We start from the raw sequence: 21,302 nt of genomic DNA, 5'->3' as shown, positions 1-21,302 counted from the left end.
GCCTGTGGTTTAAGGGCAAGCCAACAAGCTGCCCCTAGCGCAACACCGGCACACCAGTCAGGTTAAGCGCCGGCGCCGGCATCACATGCACGCCGGACCACAGGCCGGCCCAGCCGGGCGGCCACGCCAGCGCCGGGCCGGCGTACACCGGCAGGCTGGCGCGCACCGCGATCACCGGCACCGGCGGCATCTGCTGCAACGGCGCGCCGGCGGGGCGCTGCATGTCGAGGCTGTACATATATCCCGGCAACAGGGCGTCGCAGACGCCGCCGAACCAGACGCTGTGGTCTTCGTCGCGCCCGAGCGCGCGCGCCAGGCCCTGCGGATCGAACTTGGCCAGCGCGTGGATCAGCTCCTCGGTCGAGGCGCCCGGCGTGTCGCCCCAGCCCATCACCGGGTTGACGTTGTAGTCGGCGCCGGAGCCGTACCAGCCCTCGCGCCAGGGCCGCTGCATCCAGTCGCGCGTGCCGGTGAACAGGTGCCAGCGCCAGTGCAGCCCGGACGGCTTCGGCCACGAGTACAAATACAGGCGCTGGTAGCCGGCCCGGTGCAGCTCGCGCACCATCGCCATCAGGCGCGCGTGCGGCATGCGGTCGGGCGGCGCGCGGCGGAACAGGATCGCCTCGCCGTCGGCGAACTGCACCGCGTCGGTCGACAGGTTCAGGTCGAGGGTGCGCGCCTCGCTGCCGAAACGGGCGGCGATCCAGCCGGTCAACAAGTTGACCGACGTGATGACGCCGTAGCCGCGATGGCGGTGGAAAATGACGGTACCTGCGGCGAGCGCTTTCATACGTATGAACCGGGCAAAGAAGCTAGTGTACGCACAGTTCGGCGAATTTTCCAGACCGGCGCGGCGAACCGTATGACGCCGCGCAGGCTACACGGCGGCCTCGCTTCACGTTATGATTCGCCTCATTCTCCACTGACATCGTGACCTCATCATGACACTGCGCATCCTCGCCACCGGCGGCACTTTCGACAAGCACTACAACGAACTCAACGGCGTGCTCGGCTTCCGTGACAGCCAGTTGCCGGCCGCGATCGCGCGCGCGCGCATCACGGTGCCCGTGGAGCTGGAGCAATTGACGCTGCTGGACTCGCTCGACATGGTCGACGCCGACCGCGCGCGCATCCTGGCGTCGTGCGCCGCCGCGCCGGAAAAGGCCATCGTCATCGTCCACGGCACCGACACCATGCCGCTGACGGCGGCGGTGCTGGGCGCGGCCAAGCTGGAGCGCACCGTGGTGCTGACCGGCGCGATGATCCCGTATGAAATAGACAATTCGGACGCGCTGTTCAACCTCGGCTTCGCCTGCGCCGCCGCGCAAATCCTGGCCGCCGGCGTATACGTGGCGATGAACGGCCAGATTTTCGCCTGGGACAACGTGCAGAAGAACCGCGCCGCCGGCGTGTTCCAGCCCTTGTAATTGACGCGACAGCCCGCCGTATGACGCTGAGGCATAAAAAAGCCCGCTTGCGCGGGCTTTTTCATGTGCGGGACGGCAACGGCGCGCTTACGCGGTCGCTTCGCCGCCCAGCGCTTCCACGACATCGGCCATCAACTTGCTCAGTTCCCCCGTCATCAGCATCACATCGCCGTCGAAACGCTCGTCGTCGTTCTTGGTGCTGGACTCGGTTTCCTTGATCACGTCGAGCGGCTTGATGCTCTTGATCGCCAGCGACTCGGTCAGCACGAAGGAAATCTTGTCGTTCCACGTCATCGCCAGGCGGGTGCACTGCTTGCCGGCGGCGATGTGGCGGCGCACGTCGTCCGCCTCCAGCGTGTGGCGCACGTAGCGCACGGTCGCCTTGCTCTCGCCGGTGGCGCGCAATTCGGTATCCATGTCGACGGTGAAGCCGCTCGGGGCGTCGTCGGCCTGCAGCCATTCGGTCATCACCGCAACCGGCGAACGCTGCACGCGCAGGCTCTCCAACGGCAGCTTATCGACGGCTTTCAGCAGCAATTTGATCACTTCGTCGGCCTTCGCCGGGCTGGCGGCGTCCACCACCAGCCAGCCGTTGACCGGGTCGATCCAGGTCCAGACGTTGCTGCGGATGCTGAAGGCACGCGGCAGCAGCTCGTCGGCGACGCGTTCTTTGAGTTCCTTCATCGCCTTCTTGCCCGGCGCGAAGCCCTGGGCTTCTTCCATCTCGGCGGCGCGCGCCTTGGCAACCTGGTTGATCACGGTGGCCGGCAGCAGTTTCTTTTCGGTGCCGAGCAGGATTAACATTTGTTTGTTGACCACGTGAACCAAGGTGCCGTTGTTACGCGGCGAATCCCAACCCTGGCGCATCAGATCCATGCTGGTGGCCGGCGTAAAGGTGTTCGACGCGAGCGCCGCTTCCAGTTGTTCCGGGGTATAGGCCCAAGGAGCGGGCAGACGGTAAATTTGGAGATTCTTGAACCACATAGTTTTGTCTTCCGTTGTTTCAGTAGTGCCAGGGGAATGCCATTTTACACGGTCGCGGCGACGCGACGGAGTTGATTGGCACCATCAAAAAACCGTCCGGGCGACGCTGGCGCGACGCTCAGACCTGCGCTTCATGGTCGAACAGCGACAGTTGCACGACGTTGACCGCCTCGCCCAGGCGCACGCCGCAGCCGAGCAGCCGCACCGGCTGGCGGCCGCGCTGGAAACCGGTGTCGAGCAATTTCTCGAACTGCGCCAGCAGCGGCGCCGTCCCCACGCATTCCACCGTCGTCTGGTGGAAATCGGCGAAGCGCACCTTCACGTACAGCTTTTGCACATGCTGCCCGGCGCCGGCGCGCTGGATACGCTCCAGCAAGCTCTCGAACAAGTCCGGCAGCAGACCCAGGCACGCGGCCAGGTCGGGCACGTCGGGCGTGTACGTTTCCTCGACGCTCACCGACTTGCGCTCATGCGAGTTGCACACGGCGCGCGTATCGATGCCGCGGCACAACTGGAACAGGCGCAGGCCGAAACGGCCGAAATGGCGGTCCAGGTCGTGTTCGCTCCACGCACGCAGGTCGCCGCAGGTGTGCGCGCCCAGCGCGTTGAGTTTGGCCGCGGTGACCTTGCCAACGCCAAACAGCTTTTTCACCGGCAGCGCGGCGACGAAGGCGTCGACCTCGTCCGGGCGTACCAGGAACAGGCCGTCGGGTTTGTTCCAGTCGCTGGCGATCTTGGCGACGAATTTGTTGTTGGCGACGCCCGCCGAGGCGGTGATACCGACCGTTGCCTTGATGCGCGCGCGGATTTCCTGGGCGATCAAGGTGGCGCTGCCCTTGCAGTGGGGCGCGTCGGTGACGTCGAGGTAAGCCTCGTCGAGCGAGAGCGGCTCGACCAGGTCGGTATAGTCGCGGTAGATCGCCAGGATCTGGCGCGACGCGATCCGGTATTTTTCCATCGCCGGCGGCAGCACGATCAGACCGGGACAGCGCTGCAGGGCCTGCGCCGTGGCCATCGCCGAATGGATGCCGAAGCGGCGCGCCTCGTAGTTGCAGGTGGCGACGACGCCGCGCTGATCGGCGCGGCCGCCGACCGCCACAGGCAAGCCCAGCAAGGCGGGATTGTCGCGCATCTCCACCGCCGCGTAGAAACAGTCGCAGTCGCAATGGATGATTTTTCGGTCGGGGGCATTCAATCGCAATTCGCCGTGGCTGTGACTACCCCGGCTGCGGGGCAATATACTGTAAATGCATACAGTATTACCTGAAATACAAATTGCCGCAAGCCTCAGAAACGTTGGGGTCGGCGCTCGACATGAAGGTTCTTGCATTTGATCCATTGCCCGGCGACGGAGTTTGCCTAGCCGGCGGCAAGCAAACCCTTATGTCGAGACCCGCCCCCGCGGTTGTCGTATTGCCCGGGCGTCAGCTTGCTCCGCGCTTGACCCCGCACACCACCAGCAGGCCGCCGAGTAGCAGGCTGGCCGCCAGCATGTACATGCCGGTGGCGGTACTGTGGGTGGCGTCCTTGATGGCGCCGACCAGGTAGGGGCTGGCGAAGCCGGCCAGGTTGCCGATCGAATTGATCATGGCGATACCGGCGGCCGCCGCCGTGCCCGTCAGCAGCGCCGTCGGCAGGCTCCAGAACAGCGGCAGCGTCGACAGGATGCCGGCCGTGCCGACGCTGAGCGCCGCCATCGCCACCACGGTGTTGTCGGCGTAGATGGTCGAGACGACCAGTCCGGCGCAGCCGGCCAGCGCCGACCAGGCCGCGTGCCAGCGCCGCTCGCCGCTGCGGTCGGAATGGCGCGCCACCAGCACCATCGTCAGCGCCGCCACGGTGTACGGAATCGCCGTCAGCAGGCCGACGTCGAAGACGTCCTTGACGCCGGTGTTTTTGATCAATTGCGGCAGCCAGAAGCTGACGCCGTACAGCCCCATGACGAAGCAGAAGTAGACCAGCGCCAGCAGCCACACCTTGCCGCTGCCAAACACCTGGCGCAGGCTCATCGCGGCCTTGCCCTGCGCCTCGGCGCGGATGCCGCGTTCGAGCACTTGCTTCTCGTCTTCGGCCAGCCACTTCGCCGAGCGGATGTCGTCGTCCAGGTAGAACAGCGTCCAGACGCCGATCAGCACCGACGGCACGCCTTCGAGCAGGAACAGCCATTGCCAGCCGGCCAGGCCGGACTGGCCGGCGAAGCGCTTCATGATCCAGCCCGACAGCGGCCCGCCGACGATGCCGGCCACCGCCACCGCGCTCATGAACAGGGCGATGATGCGGGCGCGCCGCCGCGCCGGATACCAGTACGTCAGGTACAGGATCACGCCGGGGAAGAAGCCGGCCTCCGCCACGCCGAGCAGGAAGCGCAGCGCGTAGAAGGTGGTGGCGTCGTCGGCCAGCATCAGCGCCGATGAGATCAGACCCCAGGTGATCATGATGCGGGCGATCCAGATGCGCGCGCCGGTCTTGCTCATCAAGAGATTGGACGGCACTTCGAACAGGAAGTAACCGATGAAGAAAATGCCGGCGCCGATGCCGTACACGGTGTCGCTAAATTGCAGGTCGGCCTGCATTTGCAGTTTGGCGAAGCCGACGTTGACGCGGTCCAGGTAGGCCGCCACGTAACACAGGAACAGGAATGGCACCAGGCGCCAGCTGACCTTCGCGTATACCGCATCTTCATTGCTGCTCATCTGCCGTCCTTTATTGTCATTGTCGTTTTATGGCGCGGGTCCGAAAGAACTTCGTTTTTCCGTAGTGCGGCTCTACAATATTGACACAAAATTATTTAAGGAGTACGCGTGTCTTCGTTAAAAATTTCTGCCCGCACTATCTCGACCCTCGCCATGACGCTGGCGGCCGCCGGCCCGGCGTCGGCCGCCGGCCTCGGCACGGCGGCGGCGCCGCCCGTCGCGGCCAAGAGCGCCTGGCAGGAAACCCGCCACGGCGAAATCGTCACCGACGACTACCGCTGGCTGCACAAGAAGGAGTCGACGCAGGTCATCGATTACCTGAACGCGGAAAACGCCTACACCGAGGCGATGACGGCCGCCATCCAGCCGCTGGCCGACAAGCTGTACGGCGAGATCAAGGGGCGCATGCAGGAAGTCGACCTGTCGGTGCCGACCCGGCGCGGCGCCTACTACTACTACACCCGCACCGAGGCGGGCCAGCAATACCCGATCAACTGCCGCCGCCGCGCCGGCGCCGACCTGGGCTACGACGACAAGGCGCCCGAGCAGGTGCTGCTGGACCAGAACAAGCTGGCGCAGGGCCACAAGTTTTTCGCGGTCGACGCTTTTTCCGTCAGCCCGAGCGAGCGTTTCCTGGCCTACACCACCGACACCACCGGCTACCGCCAATTCCAGTTGCACATCCTCGACCTGCAGACCGGCAAGCTACTCAGCGACACCGCGCCGCGCGTGACCACGCTGGCCTGGGCCGCCGACAACCGCACCGTGTTCCTGGTGCAGGAAGACGCCACCACCAAGCGTTCCGACCGCTTGCTACGCCTGCGCCTGGGCGGCGCGCCGGTCGAGGTCTACTACGAGCCGGTGGAGCAGTTCAGAATGTACGTCGGCGCCACCCGCGACAAGAAATTCATTGAACTCAACATCGTCAGCACCGACACCACCGAGGTGCGCCTGCTGCCGGCGCAGCGGCCGCAGGCGTCCTTTAGCAGCGTGCTCAAGCGCGAAACCGGCCACCGCTACAGCGTCGAGCACCGCGACGGCCAGCTCTACATCAAGACCAACAAGGACGCCAAGAATTTCCGCCTGGTGCGCGCGCCGCTGAACGCGCCGCAGCCGCGGAACTGGGTCGAGCTGATCGCCCACGACAAGCAGGTGCTGCTGAGCGATGTCGACGTGTTCCGCGACTACCTGGTGGCGCTTGAAAAAGCCAGCGCGCTGAACCGCGCGCGCATCTACGACTTCGCCGCCAAGCAGTGGAAAACCGTGCAGTTCGACGACCCGGTCTACCTGGCGCTGGGCGCCGGCACGCCGGAATACACGGCGACGCGCTACCGCATGTCCTACCAGTCGCCGGTGACGCCACCGATGGTGCTCGACGTCGACATGGGCAGCGGCGCGCGCAGCGTGCTCAAGCAACAGGAAGTGGTCGGCGGCTACGACGCCGGCCGCTACGAAAGCCGGCGCCTGTGGGCCACCGCGCGCGACGGCGTGAAGGTGCCGCTGTGGACCGTCTACAAAAAGGGCGTCAAGCTGGACGGCTCGGCGCCGCTGCTGCTGTACTCGTACGGCTCCTACGGCATCCCGATGGAGGCGGGCTTCTCGCTTAACCGCATCAGCCTGCTCGAACGCGGCGTCGTCTACGTGCAGGCGCAGATCCGCGGCGGCACCGAGCTGGGCGAGTCCTGGCACGACGACGGCATGCTGATGAAGAAGAAAAACACCTTCAACGACTTCGTCGACAGCGCCGACTACCTGGTGCGGGAAAAATGGACCAGCCCGGAGCGCCTGATCATCGAGGGCGGCAGCGCCGGCGGCCTGCTGATGGGCGCGGTGGTCAACATGCGCCCCGAGCTGTTTCGCGCGGTGCACGCGGCCGTGCCCTTCGTCGACGTGATGAACACGATGATGGACGCCAGCCTGCCCCTGACCACTGGTGAATACCTGGAATGGGGCGACCCGAACCAGAAGGCCGCCTATGACTACATGAAGAGCTACTCGCCGTACGACAACATCGAGCGCAAGGCCTACCCGGCGATGCTGGTGACCACCGGCCTGAACGACAGCCAGGTGATGTATTGGGAGCCGGCCAAGTACGTCGCCAAGTTACGCGCCTTCAAGACCGACGCCCAGCCGCTGCTGCTCAAAACCAATATGGGCGCCGGCCACGGCGGCGCGTCCGGGCGCTACAACGCCATCGGCGAGAAAGCCTTCCAGATGGCGTGGATGCTGTCGCAGTGGGGCATCGCCGAATAGGTCTAGGGGGCCGTCTCAAGTTTTTCTTGAAAAAAGCCCTTGCGGGCGACGCCGGGCGCCCCCTATAATAGCGGCACTTCAGACGTGGTGACAAACGTCGGATGGTTTTCCAAGGTAAGCAGCTGGGGGCTTAGCTCAGTTGGTAGAGCGGCGCCCTTACAAGGCGTAGGTCGGGAGTTCGAGCCTCTCAGCCCCCACCAGCGCAGAAAATCATTCATGCTTTATGGATCGGAGTACAGATCAAACAAGCTTGGAGTGGTAGTTCAGTTGGTTAGAATACCGGCCTGTCACGTCGGGGGTCGCGGGTTCGAGTCCCGTCCACTCCGCCAATTTATAAGGGCCCGATTCGTCGGGCCCTTATTCCGTTTTCAGCGTCTTTTTCAGCTCCCCTCGCAGATCCGCGATCGCCCGCGCCACGCGCCGCGGCAAGTCGGCTTGGCACGGCCCTGTGGTTTTTTCCACGCAAGATTTTCGTGTGTGCGCACGGCAACTCCAAAAACAGACGACAATGAGCGGGCATATCCACCGCCCGGAGTTTCCTTGATGTTTGCCTTCCTGAAATCGCCCGCGCTGACGCCGCGCCTGCACCGCCTGCGCGAGTCGGCCCTGTTCGCCGCGCTGACGCCACTCGAACTGCGCACCGTCGACAGCGTGCTGCACGAACGCAGCTTCCTGGCCGACGAAATCGTCTTCGACGAGGGCGAGGACGGCCAGGCCTTGTACCTGGTCATGGCCGGGCGCGTGCTGATCAGCCGGCGCCAGGAAAGCGGCGTCGAAGTGGTGGCCGAACTGTCGGCCGGCGCCTTCTTCGGCGACCTGGCCCTGCTCGACGACTCGCCGCGCAGCGCCCAGGCGCGCGCCCAGGGCGACTGCCAACTGGCGGTGTTCTTCCGCGCCGACTTCCTGGCGCTGATGGAAACGGACGCCGTCATCGGCTACAAGGTCGCACTGGCCCTGGCGCGCCACATCGGCCAGCGCCTGCGCGACTACATGAGCGGCAACCCGCAAGTCGACGCGCTATGAACCAGCTGACGCAACGCTCCGGCCCGGTGGTCTGGGGCGGCATCATCGGCGCCACCTGCGTGCTGCTGTTCCTGCTCGAACGGATGCTGTGGCTGGCCATCCCCTTCCTGTTCGGCATCATCCTCTACTACATCCTGCTCGGCCCGGCGCAGCGCCTGGTGCGCGCCGGCATGGGCCAAACCCTGGCCGTGCTGACCGTCGTGCTGCTGTTCTTCGCCGTCGTCAGCCTGACCGCGGTGGCCGCCGTGGTCTGGGTCTCGCCGTCGTCGGGCACCTGGCAGGAACTGCTGGCGCGCTACCTGGCCGGCGGCACCGCCTTCGTGCGCGACGCCATCCTGTCGCTGGAACAGAAATTCCCGATCCTGCGGCAGATCCACCTGGGCCGCATCCTCAACCGCCGCATCGCCAACTACAGCGACACCTTCGTGCAGAGCCACCTGACCGGCGTGCTGGTGTCGGTCGCGGCGGCGCTGCCGTCGCTGCTGCTGGCGCCCTTCCTGAGCTTTTTCTTCCTGCGCGACGGCCGCCGCTTCAAGAAATTCCTGATGCGCGCGGTGCCCAACGCCTTCTTTGAAAAAGCCCTGTACCTGCTGCACGAAGTCGACCAGACCGCGCGCAACTACTTCCAGGGCTTGATCAAGCTCACCGTCATCGACACCGCCGTGCTGGCGCTGGGCCTGTGGGCCATCGGCCTGTCGTCGCCGCTGGTGCTGGCGCTGATCTCGGCGCTGCTGGCCTGGGTGCCCTTCGTCGGCTCCATCGTCGGCTGCGTGATGGTGGTCATGGTCGCCTCGACCGACGCGCCGGCCTCGCCGCTGGTGGCCTACAGCGCCATCGGCGTGTTCGTGCTGGTGCGCCTGCTCGACGACTTCATCTTCATGCCGATGACGCTGGGACGCAGCCTGCACATCCACCCTTTGATCAGCGTGCTGATGATCTTCGTCGGCGGCGCGGTGGCCGGCGTGGCCGGGCTGATGATGGTGCTGCCGCTGCTGGGCGTGGTGATGGTGGTCGGCGAAACCATGGGCCGGCTGATCACCAACCCGCGCCTGCGCGCGCGCCACCGCAACGCCCTGGCGCTACGCGCGCGCCAGGCCAGCGCCGACCTGGCGCTGTAGGCGCCGGCGCCGGTGCTAAGGCTTGGCCGGCCCGCGGGTTTGGCCGCGCAACCAGGCCAATGCCGCGTCGACATGCGGCCCGTGTATATGGCCCGCGCTTCGGACCAGATGATAGGTGTGCCCGGGTATGCTCGGGCCAAACGGCTGCGTCAGGCGCCCGGCCGCGATGTCGTCCGCCACCAGCTCAAGGCTCAGCAGTGCAATTCCCTGGCCGGCCAATACCGCCTGGATGGCGTGGCCCTCGTCCGAAAAGAGCAGCCGACCGTGGCGTGCCTGCCAAGGTAAGCCCGCTGCCGCGAACCAGTTCTTCCAAGTAGGGTTGAGCGGATGCTCCTGGGTCCACTTGAAATCGATCAACGGCACCCGGTCCAGATCCGCCGTTCCCAATGTTCCCAGCCGGGGGCTGGACACCGGCGCGAAGCGGTCGGCGAACAGCGGCTCCGCCACCATGCCGGGATACGGCCCTCGCCCGTAGCGAATCGCCACGTCGGCGACATCGGACCCAAGATCGACCGCCTGGTCGGACGCGTTCAGCTCCAGGTCGATTTCGGGATACAACTTTCGGAAGTCCGCCACCCGTGGCGCCAACCAGCGCGCCATAAACGCGTTGGTAGCCGAGATGATGACCCGGCGGCGCGGCTGCGCCGATCCCAGGCGCTGCAGGACCGCCTCGACAGCATTGAAACCGTCGCGCAGCACCGGATACAACTCCACCCCGGCGTCGGTCAAGACCACTTTGCGCACCTGTCGCTCGAACAGCGCCAGGCCGGTGTATTCCTCGAGAAAGCGAATCTGATGGCTGATCGCCGTCGGCGTGACGGCAAGTTCATTGGCGGCGCGCTTGAAGCTGCCATGGCGGGCCGCCGCTTCAAACGCGCGTAGTGCCGAGAGTGGTGGGAGTCGCCGCATGGATGTACAGGTGAAAATAATGCATGTTATGCCTGACAACTGAACGTTTGTCAACGCAGCGGCGCAGGCCTATCTTCTCCCTGCGGCCCTGGCACAGCGCGCACTCCTCCACTGATGAAAGACGTAAATCATGCTCGAACAAATCATTACCCAACCGGACAACTACGCACCCTTCCTGCTTTCTCAAGCGATCAAATTCGGCGATTTGCTGTTCGTCTCCGGTCAAGCGGGCGCCGGCGACGATGGCAACATCGTCGCCGGCGGTTTCCGCGCCCAGGGAGAGCAGGCGTTCGCCAACCTCGAGCGCGCGCTCGAAGCCGGCGGCTCGAGCCTGAAAGACGTCATCAAGGTGACGATCTTCGTGACCGATATGGGCAACTTCAAGGAGGTGGTGGAACTGCGCCGCCAGTTCTTCGCGGCGCCCTATCCGGCCGACACCATTGCCGAGATCAAGGCCCTGTACAATCCGGCGGCCATGATAGAGATCGAGGCCATCGCCGCCGTGCGTCCGATCGCCGGGAGCTGATATGCGTACCACCGCTACGCATGGGGACCTCGTGTCGCTTGGGCGCGGCGCGCTGACCCACCCGGACTGGCCGGCGCGGGTGCTGCGCGGCGCGGCGCTCGACGAATTCAACGGCGCGGCCCTGTCCCCGGTGGCCGACCTGGCGAATGAAGATCGGCGCCATGCGGAGCGCACGCGCGCGACTGGCGGAAATCCTTGAGGTACGATTAGACAAGCCGGAACGGCCCTGGGGCGGTTCCGGCTTTGTCGTCGCGGCAGCGGCTTAGGCGGTCATGGCCTGCTTTTCCGCCGACTCCTCAACCACTTCGTCGTCGTCCGAGCGGATCAGGTGGTCGAAGGCGCTCAGCGCGGCCTTCGCGCCTTCGCCGACGGCAATGACGATCTGCTTGTACGGCACCGTCGTCACGTCGCCGGCGGCGAACACGCCGGGGATCGAGGTCTGGCCGCGGGCGTCAACTTCAATCTCGCCGTGGCGCGACAGGGCCAGCGTGCCCTTGAGCCATTCGGTGTTCGGCACCAGGCCGATTTGCACGAACACCCCTTCCAGCTCGATCCGCTTGAGCTCGTCGTTGGCGCCACCGTTGCGGTCCTTGTAGCTCAGCGCGTTGACCTTGTTGCCGTCGCCGTGGATCTCGGTGGTGGCCGCCGAGGTGATCACGGTGACGTTGCGCAGGCTGTGCAACTTGCGCTGCAGCACCGCGTCGGCGCGCAGTTCGGCGCCGAACTCGATCAGGGTCACATGCTTGACCAGGCCGGCCAGGTCGATCGCCGCCTCGACGCCGGAGTTGCCGCCGCCGATCACCGCCACGCGCTTGCCCTTGAACAACGGACCGTCGCAATGCGGGCAATACGCGACGCCGTGGTTGCGGTACTGCTGCTCGCCCGGCACGTTGATTTCCCTCCAGCGCGCGCCGGTCGCCAGCACCACCGACTTGGCCTTGAGCACGGCGCCGTTGGCGGTGGTGATTTCGATCAACTTGCCCGGCACCAGCTTGGCGGCGCGCTGCATGTTCATGATGTCGACTTCATACGACTTCACGTGCTGTTCCAGCGCGATGGCGAAATGCGGGCCGTCGGTTTCCTTGACGGACACGAAGTTCTCGATCGCCAAGGTGTCGAGCACCTGGCCGCCGAAACGCTCGGCCAGCACGCCGGTGCGGATACCCTTGCGGGCCGCGTAAATCGCCGCCGCCGCGCCGGCCGGGCCGCCGCCGACGATCAGTACGTCGAACACGTCCTTCTTGCTTAGCTGCTCGGCCTGGCGGGCGCCGGCGTTGCTGTCGAGCTTGGCGAGGATCTCTTCCACGCCGGAACGGCCCTGGCCGAACACGGCGCCGTTCAGGTAGATGGTCGGCACCGCCATGATCTGGCGCGCCTCGACCTCGGCCGGGAAGACGCCGCCGTCAATGATCACGGCGCGGATGCGCGGGTTGATGATCGACATCACGTTCAGCGCCTGCACCACCTCTGGACAGTTCTGGCACGTCAGGGAGATATAGGTTTCAAAGGCGTAATCGCCGTCGAGGTTGCGGATCTGTTCGATCGTCGCCTGGTCCAGCTTGACCGGGTGGCCGCCCACTTGCAGCAGCGCCAGCACCAGCGAGGTGAATTCATGGCCCATCGGGATGCCGGCGAAACGCACGCCCACATCGGATCCGGCACGGTTGATGCTAAACGACGGCTTGCGCTCGGCGTCGTCGCGGCGTTCCACCAGCGTGATGCGCTCGCTCAACAGGTCGATTTCCTGGAGCAGTTCACGCAATTCCACCGATTTGGCGCTATCATCGAGAGACGCGACGATCTCAATCGGCTGCACGACCTTTTCCAAATAGGCTTTCAACTGGGCTTTGAGGGTGGCGTCTAACATGATGTTTTCCTTGTTTTTTTACAGATTTGGTGATGCCGCGAGCGACTTTTTTACAAGCAAAGGCAGGGGCTGGGGTCGGCCCCCTGGCGCCAAGGCGAGAAGGCCCGACCCCGCATATACGCCGTTGGTGCTGAGTACGCTAACGGCATCGACACTACTATTGCTGCGACTGCTTAGATCTTGCCGACCAGGTCCAGCGATGGGGTCAGGGTGGCTGCGCCTTCGGTCCATTTCGCCGGGCACACTTCGCCCGGATGCGACGCGACGTATTGCGCCGCCTTGACTTTGCGCAGCAGTTCGGAAGCGTCGCGGCCGATGCCGTTGTCATGCACTTCCAACACTTTAATCTGGCCTTCTGGATTGATGACGAAGGTGCCGCGCAGCGCCAGGCCTTCTTCTTCGATCAACACTTCGAAGTTGCGCGACAGCACGGTGGTTGGGTCGCCGATCAACGGGTAGTTCACTTTCTTGATCGCGTCCGACGTGTCGTGCCACGCCTTGTGGGCGAAATGCGTGTCGGTCGAGATGCCGTAGATTTCCACGCCCATCTTTTGGAATTCGGCGTAGTTGTTGGCCAAGTCTTCCAGTTCGGTCGGGCAGACGAAGGTGAAGTCGGCCGGGTAGAACACGAATACCGACCATTTGCCCTTCAGGGACTCTTCGCTCACTTCGACGAATTTGCCGTTGTGGTAGGCGGTTGCTTTGAACGGTTTAACTTGTGTGTTGATGAGAGACATTGTTGTTTCCTCGTGGGTGGTGAATCAATGAACGTAGTTTACGGTGTTTTCATTCATATGCAAAATTGATTGTTACAATAGTTTTGATTTGTTTTGACTATCGCTACCGCATACGACGAACAGTATTATCCCTGTTCCTGGTCTTTCGGGAAGCGGCCGCCGGAAATGCTGGCGGGCCGCGGGGCAGATCTAAGTGCTGGCGCTCAATCTTTCAGATCGGCCGGCACCTTGCCGCCGTTGGCGGCCAGCTTGTTCATGACCTGGCGGTGCAGCCAGATGTTCATCGACGCGGAGTCGTTGGTGTCGCCGCTGAAGTGCAGCTCCTGCGCCAGTTCCTTGCGCGCGCTCATGCTGCTGTCGAGGTCGAGCAGCTTGAGCAAGTCGACGATGGAGGTGCGCCAGTTGAGTTTCTCGGCGCGCGCCTCGGCCTTGCCGTTGAGCAGGGCCTCGACATCGACCTCTTCCATTGCAACCGGCGCCGGAGCGGCCTGGCCAGGCGCGGCGGCCGTTGCCGTGGCGGCGGGGCCACCGGCTGGCGCTGGGGCAGGGGCAGTAGCGGTCGGGGCGTCGCGGTGGAAAATTTTGTTGAAAATATTGCTGAGCATACCCATAAAAACACCTCGAAAAAAAGTGGAGTGGATGAAGCCTCTGCAGAAGGGATGTACGTTGGGAATCGCCGCTAAGAGCGGGGCTTGCGCAGAGGCGTGGCAAGGACAAGCGCGGAAAACTACGCGCTACCTCCCCACTAACATTGTACTCAATGCCATATTTTCAAGGTGAATACTTCACCGGCCAGCGCTGGCGGCCAGTCCACGGCGCCAATCCGCCGCGTCGCCCCTCCTGCCGACAGCACTCCACCGGTCGCTTAACTACACTTCGACACCCCCGCGCCTGCCACCTGCCTCACCAAATCGCGATAGTTCCTTACAGTAAACTTTGTTAAATTTATCATCTTTCTGATATACTATTCACCTGCCATCGACATACACCTCCGCGCGGGGCGGGATCCGCTGCGCCCTTCAGTCATAGCAACGACTGGATCGGGAAGAAATATGCTCATCGCCAGCTTCATTCTAACGAATCTGCCTCATCCAACGTGTCGTTCAATTACGCGTACATATCCCTGCAACGTCCAGTAGTTTCACCCTATACGGATAATTAATTTACTGTAAACATTGCACAACGCATAATCTTGGATATATACTAATTACACTTTCATGGCGGCACATCTTCGTCTCGATTGATTAACTTCGCCCCTTTTCTGGAGCTGAAGTCCTGGGCGGTATTTGTTTCGAGGTTGGCGACGAATAAATTGTCAACTCGATTCCTTAACTCGCCTATCACTTTTTACATTGGTAAACAAATCGGACCGGCTGTCTGCTGGATTTGCACGGCCATCGCTTTGTGAAATACCGAAAACAAGGAAATTATAGTGTTTGGATTTGCTTTTTTTATTGCGATGTACTTGCTCGGCAATTATTTGTCCAGCCAGTTTTCTTTACCAATACCCGGCTCAATTATCGGATTCGGGCTGGTTTTTATTCTGTTGACGATACGTGGCAAAGTGGATGCGCCATTGAAGGAGGCGTCCGATTCCATGCTGCGCTATCTGGCGCTGATGCTGGTTCCGATCGGCGTAGGGGTAATGAAATTGATCGGCGCGGTGCCACCTGGAATTTCCAAGCTGATGCTGGTTCTGGTGGTCGCGCTGGTGGTCGGCGGCGTTGCAACGGCCAAAATCACGCAATGGCTGTTGGCTCGGCATGTGGGCCGCTCTAACGATTCCACGGTCCCAGCCACGGCGGCCCTCCATAAAGCCGGAGCCGCCCAATGATAGCGCCGACTACTTCACTCGGTTTAATTGCCGTGACGGTGGCGGCGTTCGCAGCCGGAAGTTCTATTTACCTTCGCTCGGGAAAAATCCCGGTTCTGCAGCCCGTGCTGATCGCCATCTTGGCCATCGTCATCATGCTGCTGCTGACCGGATTACCCTACGACGAGTATTTTGAAGGGACCAGTCCGTTGCACAACTTGCTCGGGCCGACCATCGTGGCACTGGCGGTGCCGCTGTTTGAAAATTTACGCAAAGCACGTGCCGTCCTCCTGCCCCTGTTGGGCTCGGTATTACTGGGCGGGATTGCCGTCACCGGCAGCGCGCTGCTGCTGGGCCAGTTGATCGGCCTCGACACGCTCATGGAATTGTCGTTGACCACCAAGTCCGTGACGGCGCCCATCGCCTTGTCGGTGGCGGAAAAAATCGGCGGCTCGGTTCCGCTCACCATCCTTAGCGTATTCACCACCGGCATTCTCGGCGTGATTGTCACCCCCTCCATTTTGCGCTGGATGAATGTCAAGGACCCCGTCGTGACCGGCTTCACCCTGGGCATGACTTCCCATGCCTTCGGTATCGCCCGCTCGGTTGAACTGGGTTCGGAAGCGGTGGCGTTTGCCACGCTGGGCATGGCCTTGATGGGATGCGGCTCAGCGCTTTTGGTACCCGCTTTATTTCGATTAATTTGATTTACACGCGCGGTCGCACGGCTGCGTGCCGTCGATGCCGCTTTTTCAATCCGTAAAAAGTAAAAATGCCTAATTTATCCGCTTCCAGCACCAAAAATAGCCGTGAAAATCAATTCATCACACGTTTTGACGACATCCGCTCCATGTACGCCGCCTCGACGTCGAAGGAATGGACAGGCCTCGGCGTTGTCAAAAAAGCCTATTCCTTCGACGAATTCCACGACCACTTGGCGGAAATCGCGGGGTTTATTGACGACGACACCTTCGACAAGGTTCGCGTCATCGCCTGCGATCCCACCAAGCACCACTCGATCGCCGAATCGTATGACGCGCATCCAATGCACACCGACGCCAGCTTCGCGGCCACCCAGCTCGAGCGCTTCATGTTGCATTTTAAACATATCGATGACAACCTCGGCGGTGTTTCCACCTTCATGCCCGTGCAATGGATACTCGACGAAATCCCGTTTAAGTATAAAAGGGCATTGGAAATGGCCGAAGTGACCTACGCCAGGTTCAACGGCGCTGGCATGAACAAAGCGGTCCGCGTCCCTATCCTGAATTGGAAAAGCGCCGAGGACGTTGTGTTCCGCTGGCGCTATGACGACAAGGTCAAGCCCTTGGTCGTCGATGCGCGCGGCTTCGAAGCCGAAGCGGCGATTGAATGGGTCAAGGATTTTATCGACAACACGAAACCGATCACCTATTCGGCGCAGCGCGATGAAACCATCCTGGTCGACAACTGCAAATTCCTGCATGGCCGTACGCCGCTGTCGCCAGCCTCGTCGCGCATTGCTTGGCGCGCATGGATTCGTTGAACCAAACCGACAATAAAATTTAATCAGCAATCAAAGCCGAACATGTCAAAAAAAATTCAAGCCACAGCCGTTTTCCATACTAGCGCCGTATTGCTCACTTGCTTATTGGGCGCGTTTTCTTCCGTTGCCAGCTCCGCGCAAGCCCCGGGTGAATCGGTTTCGATGGAATTGGAACCCAATCACAAGGTCAAATTCGACAACGGCAAAGTGCGCATGTATGAAGTGAATTTGCCTAACGGCAATGCCACTTTAATGCACGAGCATCGGGAAGATAATTTCCTCGTCGTGTTCAAAAACGTCGACATTACCAACGACGTGCTTGGCGCAAAACCGGCAGCCGTTTCGTTCCCGGCCGGATCGGTACGTTTCACATCAACGGCGAAGGGCGAATATTCCCACCGCGTCATCGTTTCCGGCGAAAAGCCCTTGCACCTGGTTGCAATGGAGTTGTTATCGGCGGCGCCGGCTACACCCGCGGCGGCGGCGCCGCGTCGAGCCGCACCATTTACACTCACGATGGAAAACTCGCGTGCCCGCGTCTACAAGCTCACGCTCGCCCCCGGCGAATCGACCGAGTCGTTCATCCGTCCGGCAGGCTCGGCTCTTTTCGCCATTTCCGCTGGACGTCTGCGCGAAAAAACGGATAAAAATCCCGACCGGCTGTGGGATTTTGAATCGGGCAATTTCAAATGGTCCGAAACCAGCGAGAAGGTTTCATTAAAAAACGAGAGCGCGGTTCCGGTTGACATGGTGGAAATTGACGTTTTTTAAATGAGAAACGGCGCGCACGGTTGGATAAAATACATTCATTTTAATGAGAATGTAAGTTACTATGCGTTCCGCTCAATCAGCAAGGGAGTTATTCCGGCGCGACCACCGGTGGCCGGCTATTACTCCCTCCCTTTAATTCAGAAAGGTGTCTGACGGCGCCGCTGGATTCCAACATTAAGCAGCACCATTCATACCAGGAGCACATATGTTAGTTCTTTCCGCATCCTTCACCGCCCGGCCCGACGCCGCCCCGGCCTTACTTGAACTGGCAGCAATGCTCACGCCGCTGTCGCGCGCCGAGCCGGGTTGCCTGCGTTACGACTTCCTGCAGGCGCCGCACGAGCCGAACCAATTCATGTTTTTTGAGCTGTGGAAGAGCCGTGCCGATCTCGATGAACATTTCGACACGCCGTATTTCAAAATACTGGCGGAAAAGCTGCCCTTCCTGATCGAAGGCGAAGCAGACTTGTTGACGTATGAAACACCGGGTCCAAAGCCAGCCTTCTAAAAGAAGAAGTTTCCGCCCAAGGCAGGCGGATTAGCCAAGCACGCGGCACAGGCGCGTCGGATTACGGTCCGGTCGCCATTGTGCCCGTTGGCCATGACGCCGCAGTCCGAGGCGCGCGGCGTGCGGCACCCAGTGCCCACATCTGGATATTCCACACCGTACTCGACAAATCAAGACATGAGACTTCTTCACACCATGCTGCGCGTTGGCAACCTGCAGCGATCCATCGATTTCTATACCAAGGTCATGGGCATGCTGCTGCTGCGCACCGCCGAGCAGCCGGGGCAGGACTACACGCTGGCCTTCCTGGGCTACGGGAAGAACCCCGACCACGCCGAGATCGAGCTGACCTACAACCACGGCGTCGAGCACTACGAATTGGGTACGGCGTACGGGCATATCGCCATCGAGGTGCCCGATGCGTATGCCGCCTGCGAGAAGATCCGCGCCAACGGCGGCGCGGTCGCACGCGAAGCCGGCCCGGTCAAAGGGGGCGACACGGTGATCGCGTTCATCACCGATCCCGACGGCTACAAAATCGAGTTGATCGAACGCAAGCCGTCCATGTAAGGGACTGTTTTGGCGAGCTGCCGGGCGCGCGGAAACACTCCCGCGCCCCCGGCAGCTTACTTGCGGCCGCCGCGGGCGGCGCCGGTGCCGGCGCCGCCGCCGCGCGTCGATTTGGCGCCCGGCTTGCCGGCGGGCGCGGGCGCGGCCGGCTTGGCCTTGCTCTTGATGGTCGACAGGATCGACGGCCGGATCTTCGATTCGACCGCCGTCACCTTCGGCGCGGCGGCGGTGCCGCCGAGCGCGATGCGGCTCTTGCCGACCGGCGCCTTGAACTTGTCGGGCGTGCCGGCGCCGGACGTCTGGCGGCTGCGTTCGCCCGCCGCCAGGCCGCCGGACTCGGACGAGGTCCAGGCTGGAATCAGGTGCTTGTCGCTGTTACCGATCAAGTCGCCGCGGCCCATGCCAACCAGCGCCTCGCGCAGGATCGGCCAGTTGGCCGGGTCCTGGTAGCGCAGGAAGGCCTTGTGGGTGCGGCGGATCTTGCCGCTGCGGGCCGTTTCCACCACTTCCGAATCGGCCGTCACCTTGCGCAGCGGATTCTTGCGGGTGTGGTACATCGTCGTCGCCATCGCCATCGGCGTCGGCATGAAGGTTTGCACCTGGTCGAGCTTGAAGTCGTTTTTCTTCAACCACAACGCCAGGTTCAGCATGTCGAGGTCGGTGGTGCCCGGATGCGCGGCGATGAAGTACGGGATCAGGTATTGCTTCTTGCCCGCTTCGAGCGAGAAGCGGTCGAACATTTCCTTGAACTCGTCGTAGGCGCCGATGCCCGGCTTCATCATCTTCGACAGGGTGCCTTCCTCGGTGTGCTCGGGGGCGATCTTCAGCAGGCCGCCGACGTGGTGCGTGACCAGTTCCTTCACGTACTCGGGAGAGCGCACGGCCAGGTCGTAGCGCAGGCCGGAGCTGATCAACACTTTCTTGATGCCGGGAATCGCGCGGGCCTTGCGGTACAGAGAGATCAGCTTGCTGTGGTCGGTGCCCAGGTTGACGCAGATCGACGGGTAGACGCACGACAGGCGGCGGCACGACACTTCGATCTCCTTGTCCTTGCAGGCCAGCCGGTACATGTTCGCGGTCGGGCCGCCCATATCGGAAATAGTGCCGGTGAAGCCTTTGGTCTTGTCCCTGATATGCTCGATTTCGCGCAGGATAGACGGCTCGGAGCGGCTCTGGATGATGCGCCCCTCGTGCTCGGTGATCGAGCAAAAGGTGCAGCCGCCGAAGCAGCCGCGCATGATGTTGACCGAGAAGCGGATCATTTCCCAGGCCGGGATATGCGCCTTGCCATAGCTTGGATGCGGCGCCCGCGCGTAGTTCATGTCGTAGACGCCGTCCATCTCGTCCATCGCCAGCGGCAGCGGCGGCGGATTGATCCACACGTCGCGCTCGCCGTGCGCCTGCACCATGGCGCGGGCGTTGCCGGGGTTCGATTCCAGGTGGAACACGCGCGAGGCGTGCGCGTACATCACCGGGTCGTCCTTGACCACGTCGTAGGCCGGCAGGCGCACCACGGTCTTGTCGTGCTGCTCCTTGGCCAGCGCCTGGCGCTCCTCGCGCGACATGATGCGGATCGGCTTGATCACCTCCGGCGCGCCCTGCGCGTTGTCGGTGGCGCAGACGGTCTTGTCTTCCTGCGCCATGGCGTAGGGGTCGTGGTGGGCGTCGACCTTGCCGGGCACGTCGACCCGGGTCGAATTGGCGACCGACCAATCGTCGGCCGGCAACCAGCCCGGCGGCGCCATAAAGGCGGTGCCGCGCAAGTCGCGGATGTTCTTGATGTCCTCGCCGGCGGCGAGGCGGTGGGTCAGGTCGACCAGCGCCCGCTCGGCGTTACCGAACAGCAGAATATCCGCCTTCGAATCGGGCAGCACCGAGCGGCGCACCTTGTCGGACCAGTAATCGTAGTGGGCGATGCGGCGCAGCGACGCCTCGATGCTGCCGATGACGATCGGCGTGTCCGCATACGCCTCGCGGGCGCGCTGGGCGTAGACGGTCACGGCGCGGTCGGGCCGCTTGTTCGGCTCGGCGTTGGCGGTGTAGGCGTCGTCGGAGCGGATCTTGCGGTCGGCCGTGTAGCGGTTGACCATGGAATCCATATTGCCGGCGGTAATGCCGAAATACAGCTTCGGCTTGCCCAGCACGCGGAAGGCCTCGGCCGACAGCCAGTCCGGCTGGCTGATGATGCCGACGCGGAAGCCCTGGGCCTCCAGCAGGCGGCCGACCAGGGCCATGCCGAAGCTGGGGTGGTCGATGTAGGCGTCGCCGGTGACCAGGATCACGTCGCAGGCATCCCAGCCGAGCGCGTCCATCTCGGCGCGGGACATCGGCAGGAAAGGCGCAACGGCAGCGCGGGCAGACCGTTTAGGAACGGTCGCAAATAAATTGGTAGGGGAGCTCATATGGGACGAATTGTACCGGAAATGTCAAGCCGTGGCCCGGACCGGCGTCGTTTCCGCGCCAATTTTACGAAAAAAACGTTTATTTTTCAATCACTTGTGAAGTTAACCCAAGAAAAAAGGCGGCCCGGCCCGGTGGCGCAAATGATGTTTGCATTTTGTTATTTTGCCGACTATAA

Annotated in this window: 21 protein-coding genes and 2 tRNA genes; 14 read left to right on the top strand and 9 right to left on the bottom strand. The window is 62.6% G+C overall.

Translation table 11 applies throughout. The features are described from left to right. Nucleotides 1-34: 34 nt before the first annotated feature. Nucleotides 35-790 carry a hypothetical protein gene (locus JANGC3_RS0120595; protein ID WP_017878384.1) on the bottom strand — a complete coding sequence of 252 codons (756 nt, stop codon included), beginning with the start codon at nt 788-790 and terminating at the stop codon, nt 35-37. A 151-nt stretch (nt 791-941) separates the two neighbouring features. Here JANGC3_RS0120595 and JANGC3_RS0120590 point away from each other — a divergent pair, with 151 nt between their 5' ends. Further along, on the top strand, nt 942-1,427 hold the full coding sequence (locus JANGC3_RS0120590; RefSeq protein WP_017878383.1) for an asparaginase domain-containing protein: 486 nt from the start codon (nt 942-944) through the stop codon (nt 1,425-1,427). A gap of 87 nt (nt 1,428-1,514) precedes the next feature. On the opposite strand, the gene JANGC3_RS0120585 is transcribed toward JANGC3_RS0120590, so the two are convergent. The 3 genes from JANGC3_RS0120585 to JANGC3_RS0120575 all read right to left on the bottom strand — a co-directional run bounded on the left by JANGC3_RS0120585 (nt 1,515) and on the right by JANGC3_RS0120575 (nt 5,104). Beyond that, nucleotides 1,515-2,411: a recombination-associated protein RdgC gene (locus JANGC3_RS0120585; RefSeq protein ID WP_017878382.1), complete on the bottom strand. Its 897-nt coding sequence runs from the start codon at nt 2,409-2,411 to the stop codon at nt 1,515-1,517. Nucleotides 2,412-2,529: 118 nt separating this feature from the next. Beyond that, on the bottom strand, nt 2,530-3,606 hold the full coding sequence (gene dinB / locus JANGC3_RS0120580) for a DNA polymerase IV (protein WP_017878381.1): 1,077 nt from the start codon (nt 3,604-3,606) through the stop codon (nt 2,530-2,532). Between the two features lie 229 nt (nt 3,607-3,835). Then, on the bottom strand, nt 3,836-5,104 hold the full coding sequence (locus tag JANGC3_RS0120575) for an MFS transporter (RefSeq protein ID WP_017878380.1): 1,269 nt from the start codon (nt 5,102-5,104) through the stop codon (nt 3,836-3,838). 108 nt (nt 5,105-5,212) lie between these two features. On the opposite strand from JANGC3_RS0120575, the gene JANGC3_RS0120570 reads away from it, so the two are divergent. The 5 genes from JANGC3_RS0120570 to JANGC3_RS0120550 all read left to right on the top strand — a co-directional run bounded on the left by JANGC3_RS0120570 (nt 5,213) and on the right by JANGC3_RS0120550 (nt 9,498). Then, nucleotides 5,213-7,357 (top strand): S9 family peptidase, encoded by a 2,145-nt coding sequence (locus JANGC3_RS0120570; protein ID WP_232429741.1) that lies wholly within the window; start codon nt 5,213-5,215, stop codon nt 7,355-7,357. 124 nt (nt 7,358-7,481) lie between these two features. Continuing rightward, nucleotides 7,482-7,557, top strand: a tRNA-Val gene (locus tag JANGC3_RS0120565). Nucleotides 7,558-7,609: 52 nt separating this feature from the next. Then, nucleotides 7,610-7,686 (top strand) — tRNA-Asp (locus JANGC3_RS0120560). Between the two features lie 214 nt (nt 7,687-7,900). Next, a complete protein-coding gene (locus JANGC3_RS0120555; RefSeq protein WP_017878378.1) occupies nt 7,901-8,380 on the top strand; it encodes a cyclic nucleotide-binding domain-containing protein in 480 nt (159 codons plus the stop codon). Next, the gene (locus tag JANGC3_RS0120550; protein WP_017878377.1) at nt 8,377-9,498 is read left to right on the top strand and encodes an AI-2E family transporter; all 1,122 of its coding nucleotides are present in this window, start codon (nt 8,377-8,379) and stop codon (nt 9,496-9,498) included. The genes JANGC3_RS0120555 and JANGC3_RS0120550 overlap by 4 nt, the downstream gene beginning before the upstream one ends. A 15-nt stretch (nt 9,499-9,513) precedes the next feature. Here the strand turns inward: JANGC3_RS0120550 and JANGC3_RS0120545 are convergent, their stop codons facing one another. After that, a complete protein-coding gene (locus JANGC3_RS0120545; RefSeq protein ID WP_017878376.1) occupies nt 9,514-10,407 on the bottom strand; it encodes a LysR substrate-binding domain-containing protein in 894 nt (297 codons plus the stop codon). A 130-nt stretch (nt 10,408-10,537) separates the two neighbouring features. Between JANGC3_RS0120545 and JANGC3_RS0120540 the strand changes: the two genes are divergently transcribed. Together JANGC3_RS0120540 and JANGC3_RS29735 are read left to right on the top strand one after the other, a co-directional pair. Further along, the gene (locus tag JANGC3_RS0120540) at nt 10,538-10,933 is read left to right on the top strand and encodes a RidA family protein (RefSeq protein ID WP_017878375.1); all 396 of its coding nucleotides are present in this window, start codon (nt 10,538-10,540) and stop codon (nt 10,931-10,933) included. Nucleotide 10,934: 1 nt separating this feature from the next. After that, on the top strand, nt 10,935-11,132 hold the full coding sequence (locus tag JANGC3_RS29735) for a hypothetical protein (protein WP_035787865.1): 198 nt from the start codon (nt 10,935-10,937) through the stop codon (nt 11,130-11,132). Nucleotides 11,133-11,195: 63 nt separating this feature from the next. On the opposite strand, the gene ahpF is transcribed toward JANGC3_RS29735, so the two are convergent. The 3 genes from ahpF to JANGC3_RS0120520 all read right to left on the bottom strand — a co-directional run bounded on the left by ahpF (nt 11,196) and on the right by JANGC3_RS0120520 (nt 14,148). Beyond that, nucleotides 11,196-12,800, bottom strand: a complete 1,605-nt coding sequence (gene ahpF, locus JANGC3_RS0120530) for an alkyl hydroperoxide reductase subunit F (RefSeq protein ID WP_026133265.1) — start codon at nt 12,798-12,800, stop codon at nt 11,196-11,198. A 173-nt stretch (nt 12,801-12,973) separates the two neighbouring features. Further along, entirely contained in the window at nt 12,974-13,537 is a 564-nt protein-coding gene (gene ahpC / locus JANGC3_RS0120525; RefSeq protein ID WP_017878372.1) for an alkyl hydroperoxide reductase subunit C, read from the bottom strand. Between the two features lie 203 nt (nt 13,538-13,740). Further along, complete coding sequence (locus tag JANGC3_RS0120520; protein WP_026133264.1) at nt 13,741-14,148, bottom strand: DUF3597 domain-containing protein; 408 nt, start codon at nt 14,146-14,148, stop codon at nt 13,741-13,743. 821 nt (nt 14,149-14,969) lie between these two features. On the opposite strand from JANGC3_RS0120520, the gene JANGC3_RS29730 reads away from it, so the two are divergent. The 6 genes from JANGC3_RS29730 (at nt 14,970) to gloA (ending at nt 18,724) form a co-directional block, all read left to right on the top strand. After that, complete coding sequence (locus tag JANGC3_RS29730) at nt 14,970-15,371, top strand: CidA/LrgA family protein (RefSeq protein ID WP_198292046.1); 402 nt, start codon at nt 14,970-14,972, stop codon at nt 15,369-15,371. Continuing rightward, nucleotides 15,368-16,057, top strand: coding sequence for an LrgB family protein (locus JANGC3_RS0120510; RefSeq protein ID WP_026133263.1), 690 nt, complete (start codon nt 15,368-15,370; stop codon nt 16,055-16,057). Before JANGC3_RS29730 ends, JANGC3_RS0120510 begins: the two co-directional genes overlap by 4 nt. A gap of 65 nt (nt 16,058-16,122) precedes the next feature. Continuing rightward, complete coding sequence (locus tag JANGC3_RS0120505; RefSeq protein WP_081611926.1) at nt 16,123-16,875, top strand: TauD/TfdA family dioxygenase; 753 nt, start codon at nt 16,123-16,125, stop codon at nt 16,873-16,875. Nucleotides 16,876-16,917: 42 nt separating this feature from the next. Then, nucleotides 16,918-17,646 carry a hypothetical protein gene (locus JANGC3_RS29725; protein WP_035787862.1) on the top strand — a complete coding sequence of 243 codons (729 nt, stop codon included), beginning with the start codon at nt 16,918-16,920 and terminating at the stop codon, nt 17,644-17,646. 205 nt (nt 17,647-17,851) lie between these two features. After that, the gene (locus tag JANGC3_RS29720; protein WP_081611925.1) at nt 17,852-18,154 is read left to right on the top strand and encodes a putative quinol monooxygenase; all 303 of its coding nucleotides are present in this window, start codon (nt 17,852-17,854) and stop codon (nt 18,152-18,154) included. A 177-nt stretch (nt 18,155-18,331) separates the two neighbouring features. After that, on the top strand, nt 18,332-18,724 hold the full coding sequence (gene gloA / locus JANGC3_RS0120490; protein ID WP_232429740.1) for a lactoylglutathione lyase: 393 nt from the start codon (nt 18,332-18,334) through the stop codon (nt 18,722-18,724). A 56-nt stretch (nt 18,725-18,780) separates the two neighbouring features. Here gloA and JANGC3_RS29715 read toward each other — a convergent pair whose 3' ends face one another. Then, nucleotides 18,781-21,051 (bottom strand): YgiQ family radical SAM protein, encoded by a 2,271-nt coding sequence (locus JANGC3_RS29715; RefSeq protein ID WP_035787860.1) that lies wholly within the window; start codon nt 21,049-21,051, stop codon nt 18,781-18,783. Between the last annotated feature and the right edge of the window lie 251 nt (nt 21,052-21,302).

Source organism: Janthinobacterium sp. CG3 (assembly GCF_000344615.1).
GTDB lineage: Bacteria > Pseudomonadota > Gammaproteobacteria > Burkholderiales > Burkholderiaceae_D > Janthinobacterium.
Note: the sequence above shows the minus strand (reverse complement) of the source record. Positions and strands in the feature narration are given on the sequence as shown.